The organism is Streptacidiphilus jeojiense (assembly GCF_000719095.1).
Lineage (GTDB): Bacteria > Actinomycetota > Actinomycetes > Streptomycetales > Streptomycetaceae > Streptacidiphilus > Streptacidiphilus jeojiensis.
The window spans coordinates 24,027-45,370 of record NZ_JOEH01000006.1 but is presented as its reverse complement, the minus strand read 5'-3'; the positions used below and the strand labels follow the sequence as shown (position 1 = coordinate 45,370).

The window sequence follows — 21,344 nt, the reverse complement described above, 5'->3', positions numbered from 1 at the left end:
GCGCTAGATCCCCTCGGTGCTGGACGGTTCGGGCTGAGGGTCCGTCGGCCTGGTCCCGGACGGCTCCGTCGCCGGGAAGACCAGCACCTCCGGGTCGTAGCCGCCGGCCAGCACCGCCGCGGCGTTGCGGAACAGCTGCTGGTCGCGGTCGTTGCGCAGGACGATGGTGCCGACCTCGGGGTTGAACCGGCACTCGTCAGCAGCGGAGGCCCAGTCACCCGCTGCCACGAAGCCCTGGAACCGGGGGAAGTCGAAAGCCGGGCCCATGCCCCAGGCCATGCTGAGCAGCCCGAGCTGGGCGTCGGCGGGCCAGTTGTCGTAGTCCGCGAAGGGGGTGCGGCCCTTCAGCACGGACTCCATCTCGTCGAGCTTGGCGAACACCACCCGGTCGATCTCGTCGTCGGTCAGCCGGAGGGTGGTCAGGTCCCGGAAGGCCCCGCCGCCGTGGGACGCCAGGTCCATGCGGGCCTTGACGGTGTCCCAGGCACCGTCCACGACCTCGGCCGTAGCCGAACTACCGTCCGAGTCGTGCCAGTCGAGCCCTTCGGCGATGGCGTGGGACTGGGCCCGCTCCGCGTCGGTGGGTGCGGTGAGCGGAGCCCGGGTGGCGTCGATCAGATTGCCGACGCCCGTGCTGACAAGGCCCTTGACGTCCAGGTACATGTAGTCGACCCGGCCCTCGAGCGGTCTGTTGAATTCGAGCCAGTATGCTCTTGTACTGTCTTTCATGAACACCTCTCCGTTGCCTCCGACGGCAAAGAGTTAGTGCTCGAACTGAATGGCCGCGAAACGTCGTGCCCGTCAACTCCCCGGCGCACGGTTGCGCACGGCCGCCGGGGAGGCGGGCGCGATCGGCCGCGCGCCCCTACCGGAGCTGACGCCGTCCGGGGTCACGCGGCGCGGAGGTAGTGGGCCCAGTAGCCCTGCGAGGTTCCGTACGGCGCGGCCAGGGCGGCGAGGTCGGACTCGGTGAGGGCACGGTCGTAGACCCGGGCGGCGGCCTTGAGCAGGCTCGGTTCGATGGGCGCCCGCTCCATCCGGCCCAGGCCGCGGATCAGCAGGAAGGTCGCCGACCAGGGCCCGATGCCGGGCAGGGCCAGCAGCTCCTGCTCGACCTGCTGGTAGGGGCCGGTGCGCAGGAAGTCCTGGTCGAGTTCGGCCCAGCCGCGCAGCGACCGGTGGAGGTAGTCGGCCTTGCGCGGGTTGCCGACCAGGGCGGCCAACTCCTCCTGAGTGAGCGTCAGCAGCTGTTCCAGGTCCGGGAAGGCCCACAGTTGACGCCCCGCCAGGGTGACCGAGTTGCCGAACGACTCGGTCAGGGTCTGCTTGACCGCCCTGGCTCTGGCGATGGGTGTCCGCTGGCACAGGATCGACCAGCACAGCAGCTCCAGCGGGGTCGGGAACTTGACCTGGTGGTAGCCGTGCAGCCGCCGCACCACCGCCGCGAACGGCGGGTCGGACTCGGCGGTCCGGTAGAGCCCGGTGAGGTCGTCGTCGAGCCCGAGGAAGAACGAGATCTGCTCGCCGGCGGCAGCGGCGGCCGCCGGGGCGATCGGCTGGTCCGCGCTGAGGCCGACCCGCACTCCGGACTCGACCGCGGCGATCGTCGCGGCCATGGTCAGACCGCCCGCGCGGACGGCCTTGACCAGGGCCCGGTCCCCGGCGTCCTGTTCGCCGGTCATCGCCGGGAAGGTGCGGAGGAACCCCAGCGAGGCGGCGAAGTCGAAGGGCTGACGTGCCGTCAGGGTGAGTTCGGTGGTGTGGCTCATGTCCGTTTCGCCTCTTTCAGAAGAGAAGTGAGCAGGCCGATCGCGTCCGCGCGCGGCACCTGGGCGAAGAACTCGGCGTCGGTCCTCTCGACGGCCGGTACGGCGACGGTGAGCAGTTCCCGGCCCGCGGCCGTGAGGCTGATCCGCTTGGCGCGGGCGTCGGCCGGGTCCTCCAGCCGCTCCAGCAGCCCCTTGGCCTCCAGCGTGCGCAGCACCTGGCTGGTGGTCATCGGGTCGGTCCCGGCGTGGTCGGCCAGCCCGCGCTGGGTGGCCGGACCGCCCTGCCCGGCCAGCCAGCCGGCCGAGGCCAGCAGCACGAACTGCGGATGCGTCAGCCCGAGCGGCTTCAGCACCGCGGCCATCCGCCGCTGCCAGCCCAGGCTGACCCGCCAGAGCAGGAAGCCCGGACTGTCGTCCGGACCGCTGGGGGTGGGGTGACTCATCGTCGCGATCCTCTCGCCTCGACTATCTATGCTCACATACTATATGCACGCATAGTAAACGGGCAAGGGGGCGACGCGGACTCCGATCCGGGTGCCGCCGCTACGAGGTCTCCGGAACCATCCGGTGCAGGCCCTTGCGGTCGTAGTACGAGGCGGCGGCCAGACCGAAGCCGAGGGCGACCACCACTCCGATGGCGATCATGATCCAGGCGCGGGTGAGGCCCGCATCGGCGCGGGCGTCGAAGTAGAGGATGGCCCGCAGCCCGCCGCTCAGTTGCCGCATCGGCTCGAACACCGCCAGCCAGCGGTAGAAGCCGGGCAGCGCCTCCAGCGGGATGGTCGCGCCGGAGGAGGGCAGCGCCAGCACGATGAAGACGAACATGCTGACGAGTTGTCCGATGCCGCCGAAGGCGGCGTTGATGGACTGCACCCCGAGGCCCACGGTGGCGCTGGCGCAGAACGAGAACAGCCACAGCAGCCACAGGTGCGAGGCGTCCATGCCCAGCAGCACCACGCAGACCAGCAGGATCAGCCCCGAGGTGAGCGCGGCGACGGCCACCGACATGGCCCACTTGACCAGCAGCGTCCGGGTGCGGTTGATCGGCACCACCGGCCGGCGGGTGTGCCAGGGGCCGATCTCGCTGTCCGCGTAGCCGAGGCCCACGTCCACGCCGTTGCTGATGACATTGCCGCCCATGAAACCGGCGAGCACCAACAGCAGGGTGTAGTAGAAGGCGGTCAGCCCCAGCCCGCTGTGCGTCCCGATCGGATGACCGACCTGGACCGAGACCGCGATCGGGTCGGCCAGCAGCAGCCGGGTGGCGCTGCTGGCGCTGCCGTCGGCCACGGTCGGCGCGGTGGCGGTCAGGGTCTTTCCCAGCTCCAGCGAGGCCTGGTGGGCGGCGGTCTGGTTGATGGTGCTGGCGAAGGACGAGGCCAGGCTGCCCACCCCCGGATTGGTGAGCACGTTCAGCGTGGGCCGCGCCGGGTTCGCGGTACCGGTGCCGCCGAGCGCGGCCACCGCCGCGGTGAAGCCGGGCGGCACCTCCAGGACTCCGTCCAGCTTGCCCGAGGCCAACTGGTCCTGGGCCTCGGCCTGGTCCAGTCGCCGCCAGGACGCCTGCCGCTTCGGGTCGGCGGCGGTGGCGATGGAGTCGGTGATCTGCGCGCCGAGGACGGTCTGCCGGCCGGACACCACCGCACCGCGGTCGGCGTTGACCAGCCCGACCGGCAGCCGGTGCAGGTTCCCGTTGGGGTTGACGATGCCGCCCATGTAGAAGATCGAGAGCCCCACCACCACCAGCGACACGATGGTGGTGGGGAACATCCAGATCTTCGGGTTGCGCAGCACCTGGAGCGGGCGCACCTGCCCCGGCCGCGGCCGGTCCGCGGGAGGGAGAGGGGAAGACATGGCGCTCCAGGGGGCATAGGCGATCGGCCTTGGGCAACGTAACCGCTGCCGGCGCCGGGACCCGGCGCCCCGCCCGGCCGCGCACGGCGGTTCTACCCGACTGGCCGAGCGGGCGTCTGATTGGATGGGTCGCCGTGTACCCGCCCGAGATCCGTGCCGCGCTGGCCGCGCACACCACGCTCACCCTCGCCTACGCCGACGCCCAGGGCCCCGGCGCCTGCGCCGTGCTCTACGCCTGCGCGCCGGACGGCTCGCTGGTGCTGGTCACCTCCCGCAGCACCCGCCACGGCGGCGCGCTGGCCGCCGACGGCTCGGTGGCGTTCACCGCGCAGGCGGACGGGCAGGACTGGCTGTCGCTGACGGGCCTTCAGGGCCGGGGCAGGTGCGTGCTGCTGACGGGTGCGCAGCGCGACGCCGGCTGGGCGGCCTACCTCGACCGCTTCCCCTTCGTCGGCACCGACCCGCGGCTCGGCGAGGCGCTGCGGCGCACCGACCTGTGGGCCCTGCGGCCCGACTGGCTGCGGCTGATCGACAACGGGAAGGGCTTCGGGCACAAGCAGGAGTGGCCCGGCTGAGGACGCCCGCTCAACCGGAGGTCGGCCGCAGCCCGTCCAGGAACACCGCGAGGGTGCGGGCCCGGGTCTCCGGGTCGCCGGCGAACTCCACCGCCCTGGACGCTCCGACCAGCAGCGCCTTGAGCTCGGCGACACCAAGGTCGGCGCGGACCGCTCCGTCCTCCTGGGCCCGGTGCAGCAGCTCCCCCAGCGCCTCGCCCAGCTGCCCGGAGACCCCGGAGGTCACCCCCTCGACGTCCACCCCGGCCTGCTCCAGGGCGTCGGCGAAGGCGTTCTTCGCCGACGCCTGGTCGACCACCAGGGCGAAGAACCCGAAGAACGCGGGCCCCGGCTCGGCCGCCGCCGACAGTTCCCTGGCCCGCTCCCCCAGCCGTTCGAGCCGTCCCAGGAAGACCGCAGCCAGCAGCGCCTCCTTGGTGGGGAAGTGCCGGAAGACGGTGCCGATGCCGACGCCGGCCTGACGGGCGATCTCCTCGGTGGACGCCCCGGTCCCCCGAGCGGCGAAGACCTCCTCGGCCACCGCCAGCAGCCGCTCCCGATTGCGCCGGGCGTCGGCGCGCAGTGGCCGATCGGGCGTCATCGGGCACCACGTCCCGCGAAAGCATGGACAAACGGAGTAACCAGTCCGTATCGTTCAATCGGAGTCACAACTCCGATTCTATCCACAGCTGGAGGAGCCATGTCCGCAGCAGCCACCCCGCACCAGGCGTTCGAAGCCCTGATCGGCCACATCTCGGCCGGCCGCTGGGAGCAGATCGCCGACCTCTACGCCGAGGACACCGTGGTCGAGATCCCCTTCGCACTGCCCGCCCCGGCCAGGATCGAGGGCCGCGAACAGCTGCGTGCCCACTTCGCCACCGCCACCGACGCCGGCGTCGAGATGGAGGCGCGCAACGTCCGGGTGCACCGGACCGCCGACCCCGAGGTGATCGTCGCCGAGTTCGACTACCACGGACGGGTCAGCTCGACCGGTCGCAGCTTCGACGTGGCCAATGTGCAGATCCTCACCGTCCGGGACGGTCTGATCGCGGCCAGCCGGGACTTCCACAACCACCCGGTGATCGCCCTGGCGACCGGCCAACTGCCCGCGCTGGTGGCCGCGCTGGAATCGCCCGCACAGGCCGGACGGTGACCGCCGGCCCCCGGCCGCCGCGTCGCCGGACTCATGGCAGGGCCGCCACCTGCGGCGTCTCACCAGCTGACATGTTGTCCCGGCGTTACTGAAACGTAGCCGACGCGATTGACAGGGCACCGCACCGACCGAAATGCTCGATGAATGTCCGGAACCTCTCCGCTGATACGCCGCCGCCACGTGGACCACGAGCGCTGCTCCACCGACCTCTGTCGCTGAGGTCTCTGTCGCTGAGCGCCCGTGTGCTGAACCCGGCTCCCGCCACGCCGACCGTGCGCCGTTCTTCCGGACCCCATCGCAAAGGAACATCCCCGTGTCCCGTGCCCGTACCGCCCTCGTCGCCTCCGTCGGGGCCGTCCTCGCCCTGACCGCCGCCGCCTGCGCTCCGCAGTCCACCACCTCGTCGTCCGCGTCGACGGCGGCGTCCGGCAGCGCCTCGACCAGTGCCGGCGCCACCGCCGTCGCCGCCTCGTGCTCGACGAGCAGCCCCAGCCTGTACAAGCAGGGGCAGCTGACGGTCGCCACCGACTCCCCGGCCTACGCGCCGTGGTTCGACAGCAACAAGCCGTCCAACGGCAAGGGCTTCGAGAGCGCCGTCGCCTACGCGGTGGCCGACAAGCTGGGCTTCAGCGCCGCCCAGGTGAAGTGGGTCGTCGAGCCCTTCGACAACTCCTACGCCCCCGGCGCCAAGAACTTCGACTTCGACATCAACGAGATCTCCGCGACCGCGCAGCGGGCCAAGGCCGTGGACTTCTCCACCGGCTACTACACCGCCAACCAGGGCGTCCTGGTGCTCAACAAGTCGGGCTACGCCACGGCGACCTCGCTGAGCGCGCTGAAGAACGCCAAGATCGGCGTGCAGGTGGCCACCACCAGCTACCAGGCCGTGGTGAACGAGATCAAGCCCACCAAGACGCCCAGCGTCTTCAACACCACCAACGACGAGATCCACGCGCTGCAGAACGGCCAGATCGACGCGATCGTCACCGACATGCCGACCGTGTTCTACCTGGCCAGCGCCGAGCTGACCGGCGGGAAGATCCTCGGCCAGTTCAACTACGCCGGCGGCACGCCGGAGGAGTTCGCGCTGCTGCTGAAGAAGGACAGCGGGCTCACCAGCTGCGTCAACCAGGCCATCGCCGCGCTCAAGGCCGACGGCACCCTCACCAAGATCACCGACCAGTGGCTGTCGGCCTCGGCCAACGTCGCCACGCTGAAGCAGTAGCGGGCCCGGACCATGGACGTCAGCATCGAGGACAGCGGCGGCGAGAGCGGCGAAGGCGGCGACGACGGCGCCCACATGGAGTACCGGCCCAGCGCCGGCCAGCAGGAGCGGGAACGGTTCCGCCGTTCCCGCAAGCGGCGCGACCAGTGGATCGCCGCGCTGTGCACGCTGGGGTTCGTGGTGGTCGTGGTCGTCGGGGTGGTGGCCTCGCCGGGCTGGGACCGGGTGCACAGCCTGTTCCTGGACCACTCCGAGTTCACCAGGACCTTCCCGGCGATCCTGCGGGGCTTCTGGCTCAACGTCCAGATGTTCCTGATCGCCGAGGTGCTGATCCTGGTGCTGGGGCTGCTGCTGGCGGTGGTCCGGGTCACCCGGGCCCCCGGGCTGCTGCCGCTGCGGCTGGCGGCGACGCTCTACGTGGACGTGTTCCGCGGGGTGCCGACGCTGCTGCTGGTCTTCCTGGTCGGCTTCGGGCTGCCGGCGCTGCAGCTCCAGGGCACCCCCACCCAGCCCTGGGTGCTCGGGGTGATCGCGCTGGTGCTCTCCTACACCGCCTATGTCGCCGAGGTGTTCCGGGCCGGGCTGAACTCGGTGCACCCGGCGCAGCGCAATGCCGCCAGGGCGCTGGGGCTGAACGAGACCCAGACGCTGCGCCATGTGATCCTGCCGCAGGCGGTGCGCACCGTGGTCCCGCCGCTGCTCAACGACTTCATCGCGCTGCAGAAGGACACCGCGCTGGTGGCCGTGCTCGGCCCGCTGGAGGCCCTGCGGGTGGCCCAGATCAACGCGGACTACGACTTCAACTACACCCCCTACCTGGGCGCCGCACTCTTGTTCATCGCCATCACCATCCCCATGACCAGGTACGCCGACCGACTCCAGCGCAAGGTTGCGCAGCGCACCTGGGCGGAGGCGGGACGGTGAGCGAGCCCCTGCTGCGGATCCGCGGCCTGCGCAAGCAGTACGGCGAGCGGCTGGTGCTGCGCTCCATCGACCTGGACGTGGCCGAGCACCAGGTGGTCTGCCTGATCGGCGGTTCGGGCTCGGGCAAGTCGACCCTGCTGCGCTGCGTCGACCTGCTGGACACCGTCGACGACGGCACCATCCACCTGGGCGGCACCGAGCTGACCGATCCGCGCCTGGACGACCACGCCGCCCGGCGCCGGATCGGCATCGTCTTCCAGGCCTACAACCTCTTCCCGCACCTCAGCGTGGTGGACAACATCACCCTGGCACCGCGCAAGGTGCACAAGGTGCCGCGCAAGCAGGCCGAGGAGTACGCCAAGGAACTGCTGGCCAGGCTCGGCCTCTCGGACAAGGCCAAGGACTACCCGGACCGGCTCTCCGGCGGCCAGCAGCAGCGCGCCGCGATCGCCCGCGCGCTGGCCACCGAACCCGAGGTGCTGCTCTTCGACGAGATCACCTCGGCGCTGGACCCGGAGCTGGTGGGCGAGGTGCTGGACGTGGTGGCCGACCTGAAGCAGCGCGGCCTGACCATCCTGATGGCCACCCATGAGATGGGCTTCGCCCGGCACGCCGCCGATCGGGTCTGCTTCCTGGAGGACGGCGTGATCCGCGAGCAGGGCACCGCCGAGCAGGTCCTCACCGATCCGCAGCACGAGTCGACCCGCCGCTTCCTGGCCCGGGTGCTGGACCGCTGACGGTCCGGCACCCGGCGGCTGCTCCTGCCCCGGACTCGGACCCTGCCCCGGCCCCGGCCCCGGCTCACTCCTCCGGCGGCTGCCACGGCGTCAGCCCCTCGGTCCGGTCCAGCCGGAGCCAGCGGGTGACGCCGATGCCGCGCAGGAACGGCAGGTCGTGGCTGGCCACCACCAGGGCCCCCTGGTAGGAGGCGAGCGCCGTGGACAGCTGGCGCACGCTGGCCAGGTCCAGGTTGTTGGTGGGCTCGTCCAGCAGCAGCAGCTGCGGGGCCGGCTCCGCCAGCATCAGCGCGGCCAGGGCCGCCCGGAAGCGCTCGCCGCCGGACAGGGTGGCCGCCTGCTGGTCCGCCCTGGCGCCGCGGAACAGGAAGCGGGCCAGCCTGGCCCGGACCTGGTTGTCGGTGGCCGAGGGCGCGAAGCGGGCGACATTGCCCACCACCGACAGGTCGTCGTCGAGCACGTCCAGCCGCTGCGGCAGGTAGCGCAGCGGCACCGCCCGTTCGACCTCGCCGGCCAGCGGGTCCAGCTCGCCGACCAGGGTGCGCAGCAGCGTGGTCTTGCCCGCGCCGTTGGCGCCGACCAGGGCGATCCGCTCGGGGCCGCGCAGGTCCAGGTCCAGTGACACCCCGTCGGCCGCGTAACGGGTGCGCAGCCCACGGAGCGTCAGCACGGTCCGTCCGGCCGGGACCTCACTGGCCGCCAGGTCCACCCGGATCTCCGCGTCGGCACGGACCGCCAGCTCCGCCCCGGCCAGCCGCTCCCTGGCCTCGGCCACCTTCTCCTGCTGCTGGATCCGCAGCTTGCCGGAGGAGACCTGGGCCTGCTGCCGGCGCGCGTTCATCACGATCTTCGGCTCCCGCTTGCTGTCGTACTGCTTCTGGCCGAAGCGCTTCCGCCGGGCCAGCGTGATCTGGGTCTCCACCAGTTCGCGCTGCTGGCGACGGACATCGGCCTCGGCCACCCGCACCATCCGCTCGGCCGCCTCCTGCTCGACCGCCAGCGCCTCCTGGTAGGCGCTGAAGCCGCCGCCGTACCAGTGCACCGCGCCGTCGCGCAGATCGGCGATCCGGTCGACGTGCTCCAGCAGCTCCCGGTCGTGGCTCACCACGACCAGCGCACCGCGCCAGCCGGCGACCACCTCGTGCAGCCGCTGCCTGGCCTCCAGGTCCAGGTTGTTGGTGGGCTCGTCCAGCAGCAGCACCTCGGGCTGCCGCAGCAACTGCCCGGCCAGGCCCAGCAGTACGGCCTCGCCGCCGGAGACCTCGCCGACGGTTCCGTCCAGGCGCACGGCCTGCAGTCCGAGCCGGTCCAGGGTGGCCCTGGCCCGCTCCTCGACGTCCCAGTCGTCGCCGACCGCGGCGAAGTTCTCCTCGGTGGTCTCGCCGCGCTCGATGGCCAGCAGCGCGGAACGGGTCCCGGCGATGCCCAGCACCTCGGCCACCGGCAGCGCCGCGTCCAGGACCAGGTTCTGCGGGAGGTGTCCGAGCGTGCCGGTGACGCCCACGGTGCCGGCGTCCGGCTGCAGCTCCCCGGCGAGCAGCCGCAGCAGCGTCGACTTGCCGGAGCCGTTCAGCCCGACCAGACCGGTGCGGCCGGGTCCGATGGAGAGGTCGAAGTCCTCGAACAGGGTGCGGCCGTCCGGCCAGCAGAAGCCGAGTCCGGAGCAGACCAGCGAGGCCGCCGGGGCGGTGGGGGTGTGGCTCGGGGTGGGATGTGACATGGAGCAGCTCCTGGTGTCGGTGCGGATGGCGGACCTCGCGCATGGAGGTCCGGTGACAGCCACGGAGGGAGACACCGACAGCCCCGCAGGAAGGGACACTGCGGAAGCACCTACGAAAAAGCCGCCCAGGAACAGGGCATGGCCGATCGTCGAGGTCGGACGGGGCACGCGGGCTCACGTGGGGTGACCACGGGCTGCGGTGTCTCCGAACTCAGACGAGCAACGGCCTTCTCCTGTCGGGCGGCATCAGGTACCCGCTCAGCGTACGCAGGCCCCGCCCGGGCGCACAACCGGATTTCCGGTGCGGGTCCGGGCGGGGCCGCGCGGTCCTGCTCAGCCGACCCTGGAGGTCGGGGTCGGCGAGGTCGACGGCCTCGCCGCCGTCCCGGTGCCCGTGACCGTGCCGGTGACGGAGCCCGAGCCGGACCCCGAGCCGGCACCGGCGCTGGAGCCGACCACCGGCGCCTTGCTCGGCGGCATCGGCGGGGCGGTCACCAGCACCCTGGCGTAGGCGCCCATCGCCGCCACCAGCACGACCAGGATCACCAGCCAGCGCAGGTGCAGCCGCGCCGGCAGGCTCAGCATCCAGGGCAGCACCCCGCCGGAGGGGGCCCGTCCGGTGCGGCGGTTGCGGTTGACCCGGCGGCTCAACGACGCCTCCTTCGGTTCGGGGTACGCGTGTGCGGCCGGGTGCGGCCGATCTCGTCGCGGTAGGCCAGCAGCTCCAGCGGCATGTCGAAGGCGACCACCGCGACGGTCTGCGGTCCGTAGTCGGTGGCCCGGGTGTAGCGGGCGACGAAGCGCTCCGAGCGCAGCGAGCCCTCGACCACCTCGACCTCCTTGCCCAGCGCGGGGCTGCCCACGGCCTGGATCCGGGTGCCGTGCTGCTCCGACCAGAACCGCGGCACCGGGGTGAACCGGGCCGCACGGTCCGGGCCGCGCAGCAGCGAGTCGGCGGCGTGCTGCCCCATCTCGACAGCGTGGATCAGGTGTTCCACCCGCCGCGGCTGGGAGTCGAACCGGGCATTGGGCCAGCGCGCCACGTCGCCGGCCGCGACGATGTTCGGGTGGGCCCGGCCCCACTGGTCCACCGCATGGCAGGTGGGATCGCAGAGCACGCCGTCGGAGACGTCCAGGCCGCTGCCGCGCAGCCACTCGGTGCGCGGCTCGCTGCCCAGGCCGAGCACCACGAAGTCGCAGTCCAGCACCGAGCCGTCGTCCAGCCGCAGCCGCAGCACGTCGCCGTGGTCCTGCCAGTCGGTGATCTCGGTGCCGAGCCTGACGTCCACGCCGGCCCGGCGCTGGATGTCGCCGACCACGGTGCCGATCTGCTTGCCGAGCACCCGGCGCAGCAGCGGGGCGCTGTGCACCACCAGGGTGACGTCCATCCCGTGCTCCCGTGCGGTGCAGGCCAGTTCGCAGCCGACGAAGCCGCCGCCGAGGATCACCACATGGTGCGCCCGGGCGGCGTGCATCGCCCGCCGGACCGCCTCGGCGTCCGCCACGGTGCGGATGGTGCGGACCCGGTCGCTGAAGACCGGGGCCTCCGGCAGCCGCTTGGCGTCCACCCCGGTCGCCAGCACCAGCCCGTCGTAGGGCAGCCGTTCGCCGCCGCGCAGTTCCAGGGTCCGGCGCTCGACGTCCAGGCCGATCAGCCGGGTGTCCAGCAGCCAGTGCGCGTCCAGGGTCTCGTCGGCCCGGAAGGTGAGGTCCTCGTCGTCCAGCACCCCGGCCAGGTACTGCTTGGACAGCGGCGGACGGCTGTAGGGGCGGCGGGACTCCTCGCCCACCAGCACCAGCTCGCCGTCGAAGCCGCGGTCCCTGAGCCTGGTCGCGGCGCTGAGTCCGGCCAGGCCGCCGCCGGCCACCACGATGCGCCTGCGGCTGCTGCGCGCGGCCGTCCCGCTGCGCAGCGGGCGGGCGGCGCCGCGGCCGACGGCGGAACCGCCGCCCGGCGCGTCGCCGCCGCGGATCGCGATGGCCTGCATCGGGCAGCAGCGCACCGCCTGCCGGGCCTGGGCCGCGAACTCGGCCGGCACGCTGCGGGTGTAGTGCAGCGAACCGCCCTCGGAGATCCGGAAGACCTCCGGCGCCTCCTGCTGGCAGATGCCGTAGATGTGGCAGCGGTTGTTGTCGACGCTGACCCGCACCGGCTCGGCCTCGGAGACCAGCACCGGGTGCACCGGCTCGAAGGAGTCGGTGGGGACCGGAGCGGGCCGGTGCTCGACCGGCACGGCCGGCCGACGCTGCGGCACCGGGAGCTGGCCCTGGTGCTGGTGCACCAGGTACTGCTGGGCCGGGGCCGGTTGGGCCGGGACGTGCTGGGCCGGGATGTGCGGGGCCGGCATCGGCACCGGCTGCTGCGGATGGACCGGTACCGGGTACCAGTGACCCTGTGGCGGTGGTCCCTGCTGCGGTGGGCCGGGCTGCGGATAGCCGGGGTACGGCTGCCCGGGCTGTCCCGGCTGCGGGGGGCCGGGTTGACGGAACGTCACCGGGACGGCCGGCAGCGGGCCGGTCAGCGGATCCGCGAGGGGGTCGGGGTCCGTCATCGGGCGGCCCCCTGGCTACCGGGGAAGGCCCGCTGCCGCAGTCTGGAGCGCGAGGGGAAGGCGCGGATCAGGAACGCCAGCAGGCAGGTGGCGGCTCCGGCGGCGACGCCGACGGCCACCAGGTTCTCGTGCCGCGGTTCGGGGTGCACCAGGAATATGTGCAGCCATATCAGCGCGAAAGCGACATAAGCCAGTTGATGGAACCTCAGCCAGCGGTGGTAGCCCAGCCGGCGCTGCAGCCAGACCGAGCAGCCCACCGCGATGGCCAGTTCGGTGCCGAGGATGCCGAGCCCGACCGGGATCCGCTGCACCCCGCCGGTGAACGGAACGGTCAGTTCGCGGGCGCCGATCTGCCAGATGGGCTGGTAGAGAAAGGTGAAACCGTGCAGGGCGCCGAAGATCAGCGCGGACAGCGCCAGCACCATGTGGGCGCCGTAGAAGGTCTGCCGGTTGACGGCGCGTTGCATGAAGCGAAGCCGCAGCACCACGCCGAGCACGATGGTGGCGACCATCAGCACGTACGCGATCAGGGCGAAGACCCGGGCGATCATGTGCACACCCTGGTCGTAGCTGACGCCCTTGTCGTAGGCGTCGAGCGGGGACCCGGGGATCGGCGCGACCGCGGCGGCGAGGGCGGCCGGCGGTGCGAGCAGGGCGGGGACGACGAACCCCAGCAGCGCGAGGACGAGCACGGCTGCGATGGTGCGGGCGGTCCGTCGGCGGTTGCTCGGGGGTGCAACCGAGTTCATGTCCTGGACTCCTTGCGTCGGCACGCCCCGGAAGCCCGGTGGTAAAGGCCCGGATTAACACCCGCGGGGATCCGAATCTGTTTTCACGCTTTCTGCACAATAATTTGGTACGGATCCGGGCAGGCTGTCTCTGGACCCTTTCCCCGGAAGGGCGCGCAACTTGGGGGGAGGCTACACCACGGGATCGCAGCCGGTCGATTGCGACCGGACAGGCCCGATCCAAGCAGGCGAAATGGGATATAGGCCACTATTCCCGAGAAATCAACAATGGCCTGCACCGCCGCCACCAGGCACTTTTCGGAACAGAACGGAAGCCTGCGGCGCAGACGAATAATTCTTCCTGGCAAAGCGATTCCCAGCTCACTCACCGGCAATTGTCAGGTGCCCAGGAAGGCCGCGAGTTCGGCTCGGCTGCTGGTGCCGAGTTTCGCGTGGGTGCGGTAGAGATGGCCCTCCACGGTACGAATCGAGACGCCGAGACGCCGGGCGATCTCACCGCTGGAGAGCCCCTGCGCGGCCATCGTGGCCGTCTCCCGCTCCCGCCGGGTCAGCGGCAGCGGCCGGGCCGCGGCGAGCAGCGCGGGGCTCCGCGCGCCCTGGCACTCCTCGGCGAGCCGGGCCGCGCGCACCGAGGCCGCGCGGGCGGCCCGGGTGCGGCCCGCGCCGGCGTGGACCGCCGCCGCCTGGGCGGCGGCATCGGCCGCCGCCAGCGGGTCGCCCATCTCCTCGAACAGATCCGCTGCCATTGACACTGCGTCACCATCCGCTGCCAGTAAGGAAGCCGCATGGTCGGCGGCGGCCCGTGGGCGCGGACCGCGGACCACGGCGGCCAGTTGGGCCAGCCGGCCGGCTCCGCCGCAGTCGCCGAAGCACACCGCGGTGTGCAGCGCCACCACCTCGGCCGCGGGAGCGTCCAACTCCCCCGCCCTGCAGGCGGCCTGGCGGGCCAGGGCGGCGGCCTCGGAGACCGTACCGCGCGCCGCCGCCACCCAGGCCCGGGCCAGCAGGACCTCGGGCCCGTAGCACAGCAGCCCCGGGTGACTGGCCGCCTCCAGCTCCGCCAGCGCCCGCTCGGCCGCCGCCGCGTCCCCGGTCCGGGCCAGTGCCAGGACCAGCGCGATCAGCGTGGCCATGGCCCAGCCCCCGGTGTCCTGGCGCAGCCCGGCCCTGGCCTCCCTGAGCAGCCGGACCGCGGTGCCCAGCCGGCCGCGGGCCAGCGCGGCCCGGCCCTGGACCGCGGCGTCGAAGGCCCGGGAGAGCCCGGGGGCCTCGGCACCGCGCTCCCGGCTTACCTCGGCGACCCGCGCCGCCTGGTGCAGCAGGCCGGCCAGGCGCAGGGCGTCGATCCGCATGTCGGTCAGGATCGGACCCAGATTGGCGGCGTCGTGCGAGGAGGCCGCCACCACGTGAGCCCGTTCGGCCCAGGGGGCGATCTCGTCGGCCCGGCCGGCCGCGCCGAGCGCCATGATCAGGCCCCAGGTGGCCAGCGCGGTGCCCTGGCCGGACAGCGAGGGGCTCGCCAGCGCCTCCTGCGCGCAGGCGATCGCCGGGGCGGGCCGCCCCAGTGCGGCGTGGAACGGGGCCCGTGCCGCGACCAGTTCGAACCGTGGTCCGGCGGCGCCGATCGCCGCCTCGGCCCGGTCCAGCACCGCCGTCCCCCGGGCCGGCTCGCCCAGCGTCCAGAAGAGGTTGTTGGCGCGCAGGGTGGCGCAGCGGACCAGCTCGCCGTCGTCCCCGGCCAGGGCGGCCAGCGGGGCCATCTGGTCCTCGGCCTCGTCGCCGCGGCTCAGCAGGCTCAGGCAGAAGGCCAGGGTCCAGCGCGCCTCGAACCCGGCCCCGGCGGCGACCGCCGCCGCTGCGAGCCGCCCGGCCAGGTCCAGGTCGAACAGTTCCAGGGCGTGCCGCGCGGCGGCGGTGAGCAGCGCCAGATCGGCCTCCAGGTCCGACTCCAGGGTGAGGGTGGCCCGGCGCAGGGTGTCCTCGGCCCGGTTGGCGCCGGTGGCCCGCAGCGCCTCGGCGATGCGGCCGCGCAGCCTGCGGGCGCGCAGCAGGCCGATCTCGGCGCGCCGGACCTCGCCGTAGAGCGGGTGGGCCAGCCGCACGTCGAGCCGGCGGCCGTCCCGCTCGACGCTCACCAGGCCGCGGTCCTCGGCGAGTTCGACCGGTTCGGCGCCCGCCAGCCGGGTCAGCAGCGGCACCCCCAGCGGTTCGCTGAGGGCCAGCAGGTCGACCACCCCGCGCAGCGGCTCGCTGAGCTCCCCCATGGTGGTGCTGACCAGTTCGGCCAACCCCGGTGACACCACCGGCCGGCCGGACCAGCGCCACAGTCCGTCCACCGGCGCGAGCCGGCCCGCCCCGCGTTCGCCGTCGACCAGCTGCCGCAGGTAGAGCGCGTTGCCCCGGGTGAGGTCCCAGATCCGGTCGGCGGCGGCACCGTCCACCGGGGCGCCGAGCACCGCCTCCAGCAGGGCGGCGGTGGCGGCCCGGTCGAGCGGGGCGACCTCGACCCGGTCCAGGTGGCCGTCCTTCCAGAGCGCGGTGATCGCGTCCGGGGCCGGCTCGCCGCTGCGGACGGTGACCACCACGGCGGCCCTGCTGTGCAGCACCAGCCGGTGCACCAGCAGCGCGGACAGCGGGTCCAGCCGGTGCGCGTCGTCGACACCGATCAGGAAGGGCCTGCGGCCGGCCTCGGCCAGCAGTGCCTCGGAGGCCTGACGGACCACCAGGCCGGGGTCGTGGCCCGAGGTTCCCATCAGCGCGCCGAAGGCTCCCAGCGGCAGCACCCGCGCGGACTCGGTCGCGGCCACCCAGCGGGTGGCCGCGCCACGCCTCGACGCCGCCCCCAGGGCCGCTCTGGCCAGCCGGGTCTTGCCCACACCGGCGCCGCCGGAGAGCACGACTCCGCGCGCTCCGGCACCACCTGACGCCGCGTTGATCAGCCGCAGCTCCTCGGAGCGCCCGGTCAGCGGCCAGACCTCGCCCATGCCAGAACAGTAGCGAGCGCCCCGCCGGGCGGTAAGGAGATTCCTACCCGATTCATCCCCATCGACTAGCCGTGCGACAGCAGTTGACCCAGCAGCACCAGCAGCACGACCAGCCCCACCAGGGTGAGCAGCGCGGTGCGCAGCCGGTGCGGCCTCGCCGCCGCGGCGGCCGGAGCCGGGACCGCGGCGCGGGCCGGGGCCGCCGCGGCGACCGGTGCCGCGGCCGGAGCGGCGTTGAAGTCGTCCTGGCCGGTACGCTCCAGCCGCCCGCACCAGGGGCAGGCCTGCAGGTGCGAGCCGTAGGTGTGGTGCGGTCTGGCCGGGCAGACCCGCACCCGGGACCGCTCCAGGTCCAGCGCCCGCAGCCAGGCCTCGGCGCTGGGCCTGGCCGCCGGATCGGCCACCCCCGGGCCGAAGGCCGCGCGGGCCAGCAGCAGCAGTTCCGGCGGCAGCACCCCGGGGTCCAGCACCCCGCGCGGCACCACCACCCGCTCCGGCTGGACCACGTAGGAGCAGCTGGCGGCGATGTTGTCCTTCACCGTGGACTGCGAGTCGCTGTCGTGCGGGACGCCGCCGAAGGGATGGTTCCCCACCGAGAGCAACTGGTAGACCAGCACCGCGAGGGCGAAGTCGTCACCGGCCTCGGTGGCCGGGCCGCCCTTCTGCCGCTCCGGGGCGCAGTAGTCGGCGGTCTGCATCAGACAGGGGAAGTACTCGCCGGTGGCGGGGTCGGTGAAGGCGATGGAGTCGCAGTCCAGGAAGGTGACGAAGCCGTTGGCGTCCACCACCACGTTGTTGCTGGAGAAGTCGCCGACGACCAGGCCCTCGTGGTGCATCCGGGCGGTCATGAAGGCCAGGTTCCAGCCGACGCCGAGCAGGAAGCGCCAGTCCACCCGGCCCGGGAAGAGCCGCATCCGCTGCGCCCTGGTGAACAGTCCGACCAGCCGCACGTGGTCGGGTTCGCCGAACCGCTGCATGGCGTAGCCGAGGAAGCCGCCGTCGGCGCCGCGGGCCTGGGCGGTGGGCCAGGCCAGTTCGGAGGGCTGGGCCCGGTCGGTGGGGCGGCCGCCCAGCGGAGTCATCGTCAGCATCCGTTCCAGCCTGCGCTCCTGTTGCGGCCCGGGGGTGTCCCGGTAGACCTTCACCACCACCCCGTCGTCACCGACCACCGTGTACACCGCGGCCTCGCCGCCGCTCTTCAGCGGCCGGTCGGACAGCAGCACCGAACGGCCGTCCAGCAGGATCCGGTGCCCGGCCGTCCCCGCCGTTCCGGTCGACCCGGTCGTCCCGGTCATCGGCGCACCGCCCTCAGCAGCGTCTTGTCGTCGGCGTTCACCGCGGTCAGCTGGTCCGAGCGGAGCAGCACCGCCAGCGCCCGCTCGTCCTCCTCGGGGTCCTCACCCGGGCTGTCCAGGCTGCGCAGCATGGCCGCGACGAACGACGGCTTGGGCTGCTGCGGCCGGCCGTCGGCCCAGCTGAGCGCCAACTGCGCCAGCCCGTCCGTGGACAGCAGCACCCCGTCCACCCCGGGGTCGCGGACGCAGGCGGTGCGCACCGAGCGCTCGGCCTCGGCGGAGGTGAGGAAGACCGTCTCGTTGCTGTACTCGCTGGCGGCGTCGGGCTGCGGCAGCAGGTGGAACTGCGGCACGCCGTCCACCGTGCCCGCGCGCAGCACCACGAATCCGTCGCCGACGCTGAGGTGTCCGATCCAGTCCGGGGCCAGCACCACCACGGTGAGCGTGGTCGCGAACTCCTTGGCGTCGGGACCGGTACGCCGCAGGAACTCGTCCCGGACGTCGAGGAACGCCTCGCGCAGCGCGCTGCGGACCCCGGCCGCGGTCCGCGGCCGCTCGGCGGCGCGGCGGGCGAAGCCGGCCGCGGCCAGCCGCACCGCGAGGGCGGACCCCTCGTCGGAGCGGGACCGGCTGCCGGCCCCGTCGGCGACCGCGAGCACCGTCACCGGGGCCTCCGGCGGCCCGAACTCCCGTGACAGCCAGGCGTCCTGACAGGGCGTTCCGGACCTCCGGTGGCGGTAGCCCTCGACGCTGACCCCGTGCACCCGCCATTCCACCGCCGGATCCATTCAGGACTCCCAGGCCGGCCGCTGGGTCTTGAACTGACTGAAGATCTTCTCGAAGACCTCGTCCCCGGCGCCCTTCTGCTCGGCGTTGGCGCTGGCCGACATCATCTGCAGCAGCTCGCGGAACGGGAACCCCTGCAGCCTGGCGTTGAACGCCGGGGCGAACGCCCGCAGCACCTCCTCGCCGCGGTCGGTGATGCCGCCGACGCCGATGGCGTAGAGCCGGAACCGCTTGTCCCGCTGCTCCGCGGTGATCACCGGGACCACCCGCCGCCAGGCCTCGGTGGGATGCCCGGTCCGGTCGGTCGGCAGACCGTCCGTCACCAGGCAGATCTGCGGCCGGTAGTACTGCAGCCCCAGCTGTCGCAGCTCGGTCTTGCGCGCCGCGACGATCTGCATCGCCAGCTCCAGCGCCTCGGCCATCAGGGTCACCCCGGCCGCCCGCAGCAGCGGCGGCTCGAACCGGTGCGCGGGGACGAAGGGGCTCACCCTGGTGTCCGGCGACAGCAGATTGGGCCCCTGCCAGGCGCTGACCCCGGCGTCGCCGAAGGTGAGCACCGCGACCTCGACGCTGTAGCTGAGGCTCACGTCGTCGTGCAGCTCCCTGGTCCACTCGCTCAAGGCCTCGTTGAGCGAGGCGATCGGGCCGCCCAACATCGAGTGCGAGGTGTCCAGACACAGCACCAGCGGCAGCCGCTGGGCGTTGTTCTCGATCTCCAGGTCGGCGTACTGCTGGGGCAGGGTGGCCGTCCGCGGGTCGTTGCGGACGGTCATCGGATGGGTGCTATCGCGCATCGTGTCTCCTGTGGGGGTGCTGCGGCTGCGGGAAGGCGAGCAGGACGTCGGCGTCCCGGTCCGCGCCGCGGACCTCGGGGAAGCCCACCTCGACCGGCTGCCCCGGATCGGGCGCGGGCTCGCCGGGCTCGGACCAGACCGCCCGGTAGAGGCAGTCGTCGATCTCGACGTAGCCCTGCGGATGCAGGTCGGTGGCCACCGTGGCCCGGTGCAGCTCGGCCGGCCGCGGGACGGCAGGCGCCGCGGCGACCGGATCGGGCCCGGCGGGATCGCGCACCGACCGGTCCGGCACCGGCGGGTCGACCACCGTGGGCGGTCCGCCGTGGGCCTGGAAGGCACGGGCCGGGAGGGCATGGGTTGGGAAGGCATGGCGGGCCACCGGTCCGGCCCGCTCGGGGTGCGGGCGCAACAGCACCAGCAGGGCGATCCCCACCAGCACGGCCAGGGCGCCGCCGCCCAGCGCCTGGACGCCGCCGCTGTCGTACCAGGGGTGGTGACCTCCCTTCGGGGCCGGCGGCGGGACCACTGCAGCGGACGGAGCGGCCGAGGCCGACCGGGAGGCCGGGGCGGACGGGGAGACCGGCCCGGACCCGGACGCGGCCTGCGACAGCACGCACGGCGGCAGCCCCGTGCACTGCGGCCTCGCCACGTAGCGGACCTGCGCCCCGCCGCCCGGCAGGGCGCCGAGCAGCACCGCCAGGGCCGCCGCCACCAGCAGGACGACCACCGCCCGCCCGCGGGCGGACCGGGCCGCACCACCCCGCCGCGCCGGTTCGACTGACACCAGAGGCCCCCCGTCCCCGTCCGACCTGCTGCTAGAGCTGGAACACCCGGTGGCACCGGACGAACATCTGCCGCGCCAGCTCGGCCCATCTGCTCGCCAGCGCGCCGAACTCCGCCGGGGTCATCCGGCAGACCAGCGGCAGCACGCAGACCCCGGCCAGGCACGGTCCCGGACCGCGGACGTCCCAGACCGAGAGCACCGGGATCAGCTGCTCGGTGTTCCAGGCGTTGGATGCCGCTGCGGCCAGCGCTATCTGACCCGGCTTCAGTACATGACCGTCCGTCATGAAGGCCACCAGCAGCTCCTTGGTCGCCATGAGACGCAGCGTCAGCCGGCGGTCGGTGCCCTCCAGGTCGAAGTCCAGCGAGATCGACGCGCCGTCCTCGGCCCAGGCGTAGTGCCCGTTCTCGGCCCAGCCGACCACCAGCTTCCGCCAGTGCAGTCCGAGTTCCAGCTCGCCGGTGGCCGCTCCGGTGCCGTCAGCCACGGCCGGCCGCCTCGGCCACCAGGGCGTCGGTCAGCCCGGCGTCCAGCAGCGCCTGTGCGTGCAGCAGCAGGTAGGAGGAGACCGGCAGTACCGGCCCCCTGCTGTGGTTGCGGGCCTCCAGGTCGTCGGTGCGCACCCTGATGGACTCGGCGACCCGGGGCGGCGGCCAGACCTGGGCGCTGTTCCTGACCCCGATCAGCCCGTCCAGCAGCACGTCCAGGTCCGGGCGCCGCCCCGGCGCCTTGGCCAGGCAGGCCCCGACCAGCCCGCGCAGCCCGGCCGGCACGCCGTCCAGGTCCGGCGGCTGCTCGGTGATCCGGTACATCACCCCGGCCCCGGAGCCGAACGGCGGCCGTCCCGCCGCCGCGAAGACCAGCACCGCGCCCAGTGCGAAGACGTCGCTCGCCGGTCCGGCCGGTTCGCCCCTGAGCTGCTCGGGGGACATGAACGAGGGCGTGCCCATCACCTCACCGACCCTGGTGATCGGATTGGCCCCGCCCAGCATGGAGATGCCGAAGTCGATCACCCGGGGGCCGTCCTCGGCGAGCAGCACATTGGCCGGCTTGAGGTCGCGGTGCACGACGCCGACGGCGTGGATCGCCTGCAGCGCCTCGACCAGGCCCACCCCCAGCGTCCGCACCGCCGACGCGGTCAGCGGCCCGTCCGCCCTGACCGCCTCCGCCAGCGAGGGACCCGGCACGTACACGGTCGCCAGCCAGGGCGGGTCGCCCTCGATGTCGGCGTCCACGACGGCCGCGGTGAACGCGCCGCTGACCGCGCGGGCGGCCTCCACCTCGCGGGCGAAGCGGCTGCGGAACTCCGGGTCGGAGGCCAGTTCGGGCCGCACCACCTTGATGGCCAGCGCCCGTCCGCTGCGCGAGCGACCCAGGTAGACCCAGCCCATCCCACCGGAGGCGAGGCGGCCGACGACACGGTAGGACCCCAGCGTCAACGGGTCACTGACGGGCGTGCGCACT

Annotated in this window: 21 protein-coding genes; 5 read left to right on the top strand and 16 right to left on the bottom strand. The window is 73.1% G+C overall.

All coding sequences use genetic code 11. The features are described from left to right. Nucleotides 1-3: 3 nt before the first annotated feature. From IF29_RS0108750 to IF29_RS0108735, 4 genes are all read right to left on the bottom strand, one after another. A complete protein-coding gene (locus IF29_RS0108750) occupies nucleotides 4-729 on the bottom strand; it encodes a lysozyme family protein (RefSeq protein WP_157623661.1) in 726 nt (241 codons plus the stop codon). A gap of 161 nt (nucleotides 730-890) precedes the next feature. Further along, nucleotides 891-1,769: a DNA-3-methyladenine glycosylase family protein gene (locus tag IF29_RS0108745; RefSeq protein WP_030251980.1), complete on the bottom strand. Its 879-nt coding sequence runs from the start codon at nucleotides 1,767-1,769 to the stop codon at nucleotides 891-893. Then, a complete protein-coding gene (locus IF29_RS0108740; protein WP_030251977.1) occupies nucleotides 1,766-2,212 on the bottom strand; it encodes a MarR family winged helix-turn-helix transcriptional regulator in 447 nt (148 codons plus the stop codon). Before IF29_RS0108740 ends, IF29_RS0108745 begins: the two co-directional genes overlap by 4 nt. 100 nt (nucleotides 2,213-2,312) lie before the next feature. After that, on the bottom strand, nucleotides 2,313-3,623 hold the full coding sequence (locus IF29_RS0108735; RefSeq protein WP_030251975.1) for a YhgE/Pip domain-containing protein: 1,311 nt from the start codon (nucleotides 3,621-3,623) through the stop codon (nucleotides 2,313-2,315). A 134-nt stretch (nucleotides 3,624-3,757) separates the two neighbouring features. On the opposite strand from IF29_RS0108735, the gene IF29_RS0108730 reads away from it, so the two are divergent. Beyond that, the gene (locus tag IF29_RS0108730) at nucleotides 3,758-4,198 is read left to right on the top strand and encodes a pyridoxamine 5'-phosphate oxidase family protein (RefSeq protein WP_232242072.1); all 441 of its coding nucleotides are present in this window, start codon (nucleotides 3,758-3,760) and stop codon (nucleotides 4,196-4,198) included. 10 nt (nucleotides 4,199-4,208) lie between these two features. Here IF29_RS0108730 and IF29_RS0108725 read toward each other — a convergent pair whose 3' ends face one another. Further along, nucleotides 4,209-4,778 carry a TetR/AcrR family transcriptional regulator gene (locus IF29_RS0108725; protein WP_030251971.1) on the bottom strand — a complete coding sequence of 190 codons (570 nt, stop codon included), beginning with the start codon at nucleotides 4,776-4,778 and terminating at the stop codon, nucleotides 4,209-4,211. A 99-nt stretch (nucleotides 4,779-4,877) separates the two neighbouring features. On the opposite strand from IF29_RS0108725, the gene IF29_RS0108720 reads away from it, so the two are divergent. From IF29_RS0108720 to IF29_RS0108705, 4 genes are all read left to right on the top strand, one after another. Further along, nucleotides 4,878-5,330, top strand: a complete 453-nt coding sequence (locus tag IF29_RS0108720; protein WP_037594672.1) for a nuclear transport factor 2 family protein — start codon at nucleotides 4,878-4,880, stop codon at nucleotides 5,328-5,330. Nucleotides 5,331-5,643: 313 nt separating this feature from the next. Next, a complete protein-coding gene (locus IF29_RS0108715; RefSeq protein WP_030251964.1) occupies nucleotides 5,644-6,555 on the top strand; it encodes an ABC transporter substrate-binding protein in 912 nt (303 codons plus the stop codon). 12 nt (nucleotides 6,556-6,567) lie between these two features. Next, the gene (locus IF29_RS0108710) at nucleotides 6,568-7,479 is read left to right on the top strand and encodes an amino acid ABC transporter permease (RefSeq protein WP_084713764.1); all 912 of its coding nucleotides are present in this window, start codon (nucleotides 6,568-6,570) and stop codon (nucleotides 7,477-7,479) included. After that, nucleotides 7,476-8,216: an amino acid ABC transporter ATP-binding protein gene (locus tag IF29_RS0108705; RefSeq protein WP_037594670.1), complete on the top strand. Its 741-nt coding sequence runs from the start codon at nucleotides 7,476-7,478 to the stop codon at nucleotides 8,214-8,216. The genes IF29_RS0108710 and IF29_RS0108705 overlap by 4 nt, the downstream gene beginning before the upstream one ends. Before the next feature lie 64 nt (nucleotides 8,217-8,280). Here the strand turns inward: IF29_RS0108705 and IF29_RS0108700 are convergent, their stop codons facing one another. The 11 genes from IF29_RS0108700 to IF29_RS0108650 all read right to left on the bottom strand — a co-directional run bounded on the left by IF29_RS0108700 (nucleotide 8,281) and on the right by IF29_RS0108650 (nucleotide 21,343). Next, nucleotides 8,281-9,936, bottom strand: coding sequence for an ABC-F family ATP-binding cassette domain-containing protein (locus tag IF29_RS0108700; protein ID WP_030251956.1), 1,656 nt, complete (start codon nucleotides 9,934-9,936; stop codon nucleotides 8,281-8,283). Between the two features lie 333 nt (nucleotides 9,937-10,269). After that, the gene (locus tag IF29_RS0108695; protein ID WP_030251953.1) at nucleotides 10,270-10,587 is read right to left on the bottom strand and encodes a hypothetical protein; all 318 of its coding nucleotides are present in this window, start codon (nucleotides 10,585-10,587) and stop codon (nucleotides 10,270-10,272) included. After that, entirely contained in the window at nucleotides 10,584-12,488 is a 1,905-nt protein-coding gene (locus IF29_RS43340) for an FAD-dependent oxidoreductase (RefSeq protein ID WP_157623660.1), read from the bottom strand. Before IF29_RS43340 ends, IF29_RS0108695 begins: the two co-directional genes overlap by 4 nt. Beyond that, nucleotides 12,485-13,237 carry a ferric reductase-like transmembrane domain-containing protein gene (locus IF29_RS43335; protein ID WP_051725068.1) on the bottom strand — a complete coding sequence of 251 codons (753 nt, stop codon included), beginning with the start codon at nucleotides 13,235-13,237 and terminating at the stop codon, nucleotides 12,485-12,487. Before IF29_RS43335 ends, IF29_RS43340 begins: the two co-directional genes overlap by 4 nt. A gap of 377 nt (nucleotides 13,238-13,614) precedes the next feature. Then, nucleotides 13,615-16,221 (bottom strand): helix-turn-helix domain-containing protein, encoded by a 2,607-nt coding sequence (locus IF29_RS0108680; RefSeq protein WP_030251946.1) that lies wholly within the window; start codon nucleotides 16,219-16,221, stop codon nucleotides 13,615-13,617. A 65-nt stretch (nucleotides 16,222-16,286) separates the two neighbouring features. After that, nucleotides 16,287-17,516 (bottom strand): hypothetical protein, encoded by a 1,230-nt coding sequence (locus IF29_RS0108675; RefSeq protein WP_051725067.1) that lies wholly within the window; start codon nucleotides 17,514-17,516, stop codon nucleotides 16,287-16,289. After that, entirely contained in the window at nucleotides 17,513-18,304 is a 792-nt protein-coding gene (locus IF29_RS0108670; RefSeq protein WP_030251941.1) for a PP2C family serine/threonine-protein phosphatase, read from the bottom strand. The genes IF29_RS0108675 and IF29_RS0108670 overlap by 4 nt, the downstream gene beginning before the upstream one ends. After that, entirely contained in the window at nucleotides 18,305-19,096 is a 792-nt protein-coding gene (locus IF29_RS0108665; RefSeq protein WP_232242071.1) for a vWA domain-containing protein, read from the bottom strand. Then, nucleotides 19,086-19,880, bottom strand: coding sequence for a hypothetical protein (locus tag IF29_RS0108660; protein ID WP_157623659.1), 795 nt, complete (start codon nucleotides 19,878-19,880; stop codon nucleotides 19,086-19,088). The genes IF29_RS0108665 and IF29_RS0108660 overlap by 11 nt, the downstream gene beginning before the upstream one ends. A gap of 31 nt (nucleotides 19,881-19,911) precedes the next feature. Next, a complete protein-coding gene (locus IF29_RS41680) occupies nucleotides 19,912-20,367 on the bottom strand; it encodes a hypothetical protein (protein ID WP_232242070.1) in 456 nt (151 codons plus the stop codon). After that, nucleotides 20,360-21,343 carry a serine/threonine-protein kinase gene (locus IF29_RS0108650; RefSeq protein WP_030251932.1) on the bottom strand — a complete coding sequence of 328 codons (984 nt, stop codon included), beginning with the start codon at nucleotides 21,341-21,343 and terminating at the stop codon, nucleotides 20,360-20,362. Before IF29_RS0108650 ends, IF29_RS41680 begins: the two co-directional genes overlap by 8 nt. Between the last annotated feature and the right edge of the window lies 1 nt (nucleotide 21,344).

What these genes read in the sequence shown, in the direction of transcription:
- IF29_RS0108750 (WP_157623661.1), bottom strand. Translation starts at nt 729, where the DNA reads ATGAAAGACAGTACAAGAGCATACTGGCTCGAATTCAACAGACCGCTC.
- IF29_RS0108745 (WP_030251980.1), bottom strand. Translation starts at nt 1,769, where the DNA reads ATGAGCCACACCACCGAACTCACCCTGACGGCACGTCAGCCCTTCGAC.
- IF29_RS0108740 (WP_030251977.1), bottom strand. Translation starts at nt 2,212, where the DNA reads ATGAGTCACCCCACCCCCAGCGGTCCGGACGACAGTCCGGGCTTCCTG.
- IF29_RS0108735 (WP_030251975.1), bottom strand. Translation starts at nt 3,623, where the DNA reads ATGTCTTCCCCTCTCCCTCCCGCGGACCGGCCGCGGCCGGGGCAGGTG.
- IF29_RS0108725 (WP_030251971.1), bottom strand. Translation starts at nt 4,778, where the DNA reads ATGACGCCCGATCGGCCACTGCGCGCCGACGCCCGGCGCAATCGGGAG.
- IF29_RS0108720 (WP_037594672.1), top strand. Translation starts at nt 4,878, where the DNA reads ATGTCCGCAGCAGCCACCCCGCACCAGGCGTTCGAAGCCCTGATCGGC.
- IF29_RS0108710 (WP_084713764.1), top strand. Translation starts at nt 6,568, where the DNA reads ATGGACGTCAGCATCGAGGACAGCGGCGGCGAGAGCGGCGAAGGCGGC.
- IF29_RS0108700 (WP_030251956.1), bottom strand. Translation starts at nt 9,936, where the DNA reads ATGTCACATCCCACCCCGAGCCACACCCCCACCGCCCCGGCGGCCTCG.
- IF29_RS43340 (WP_157623660.1), bottom strand. Translation starts at nt 12,488, where the DNA reads ATGACGGACCCCGACCCCCTCGCGGATCCGCTGACCGGCCCGCTGCCG.
- IF29_RS43335 (WP_051725068.1), bottom strand. Translation starts at nt 13,237, where the DNA reads ATGAACTCGGTTGCACCCCCGAGCAACCGCCGACGGACCGCCCGCACC.
- IF29_RS0108680 (WP_030251946.1), bottom strand. Translation starts at nt 16,221, where the DNA reads ATGGGCGAGGTCTGGCCGCTGACCGGGCGCTCCGAGGAGCTGCGGCTG.
- IF29_RS0108675 (WP_051725067.1), bottom strand. Translation starts at nt 17,516, where the DNA reads ATGACCGGGACGACCGGGTCGACCGGAACGGCGGGGACGGCCGGGCAC.
- IF29_RS0108670 (WP_030251941.1), bottom strand. Translation starts at nt 18,304, where the DNA reads ATGGATCCGGCGGTGGAATGGCGGGTGCACGGGGTCAGCGTCGAGGGC.
- IF29_RS0108665 (WP_232242071.1), bottom strand. Translation starts at nt 19,096, where the DNA reads ATGCGCGATAGCACCCATCCGATGACCGTCCGCAACGACCCGCGGACG.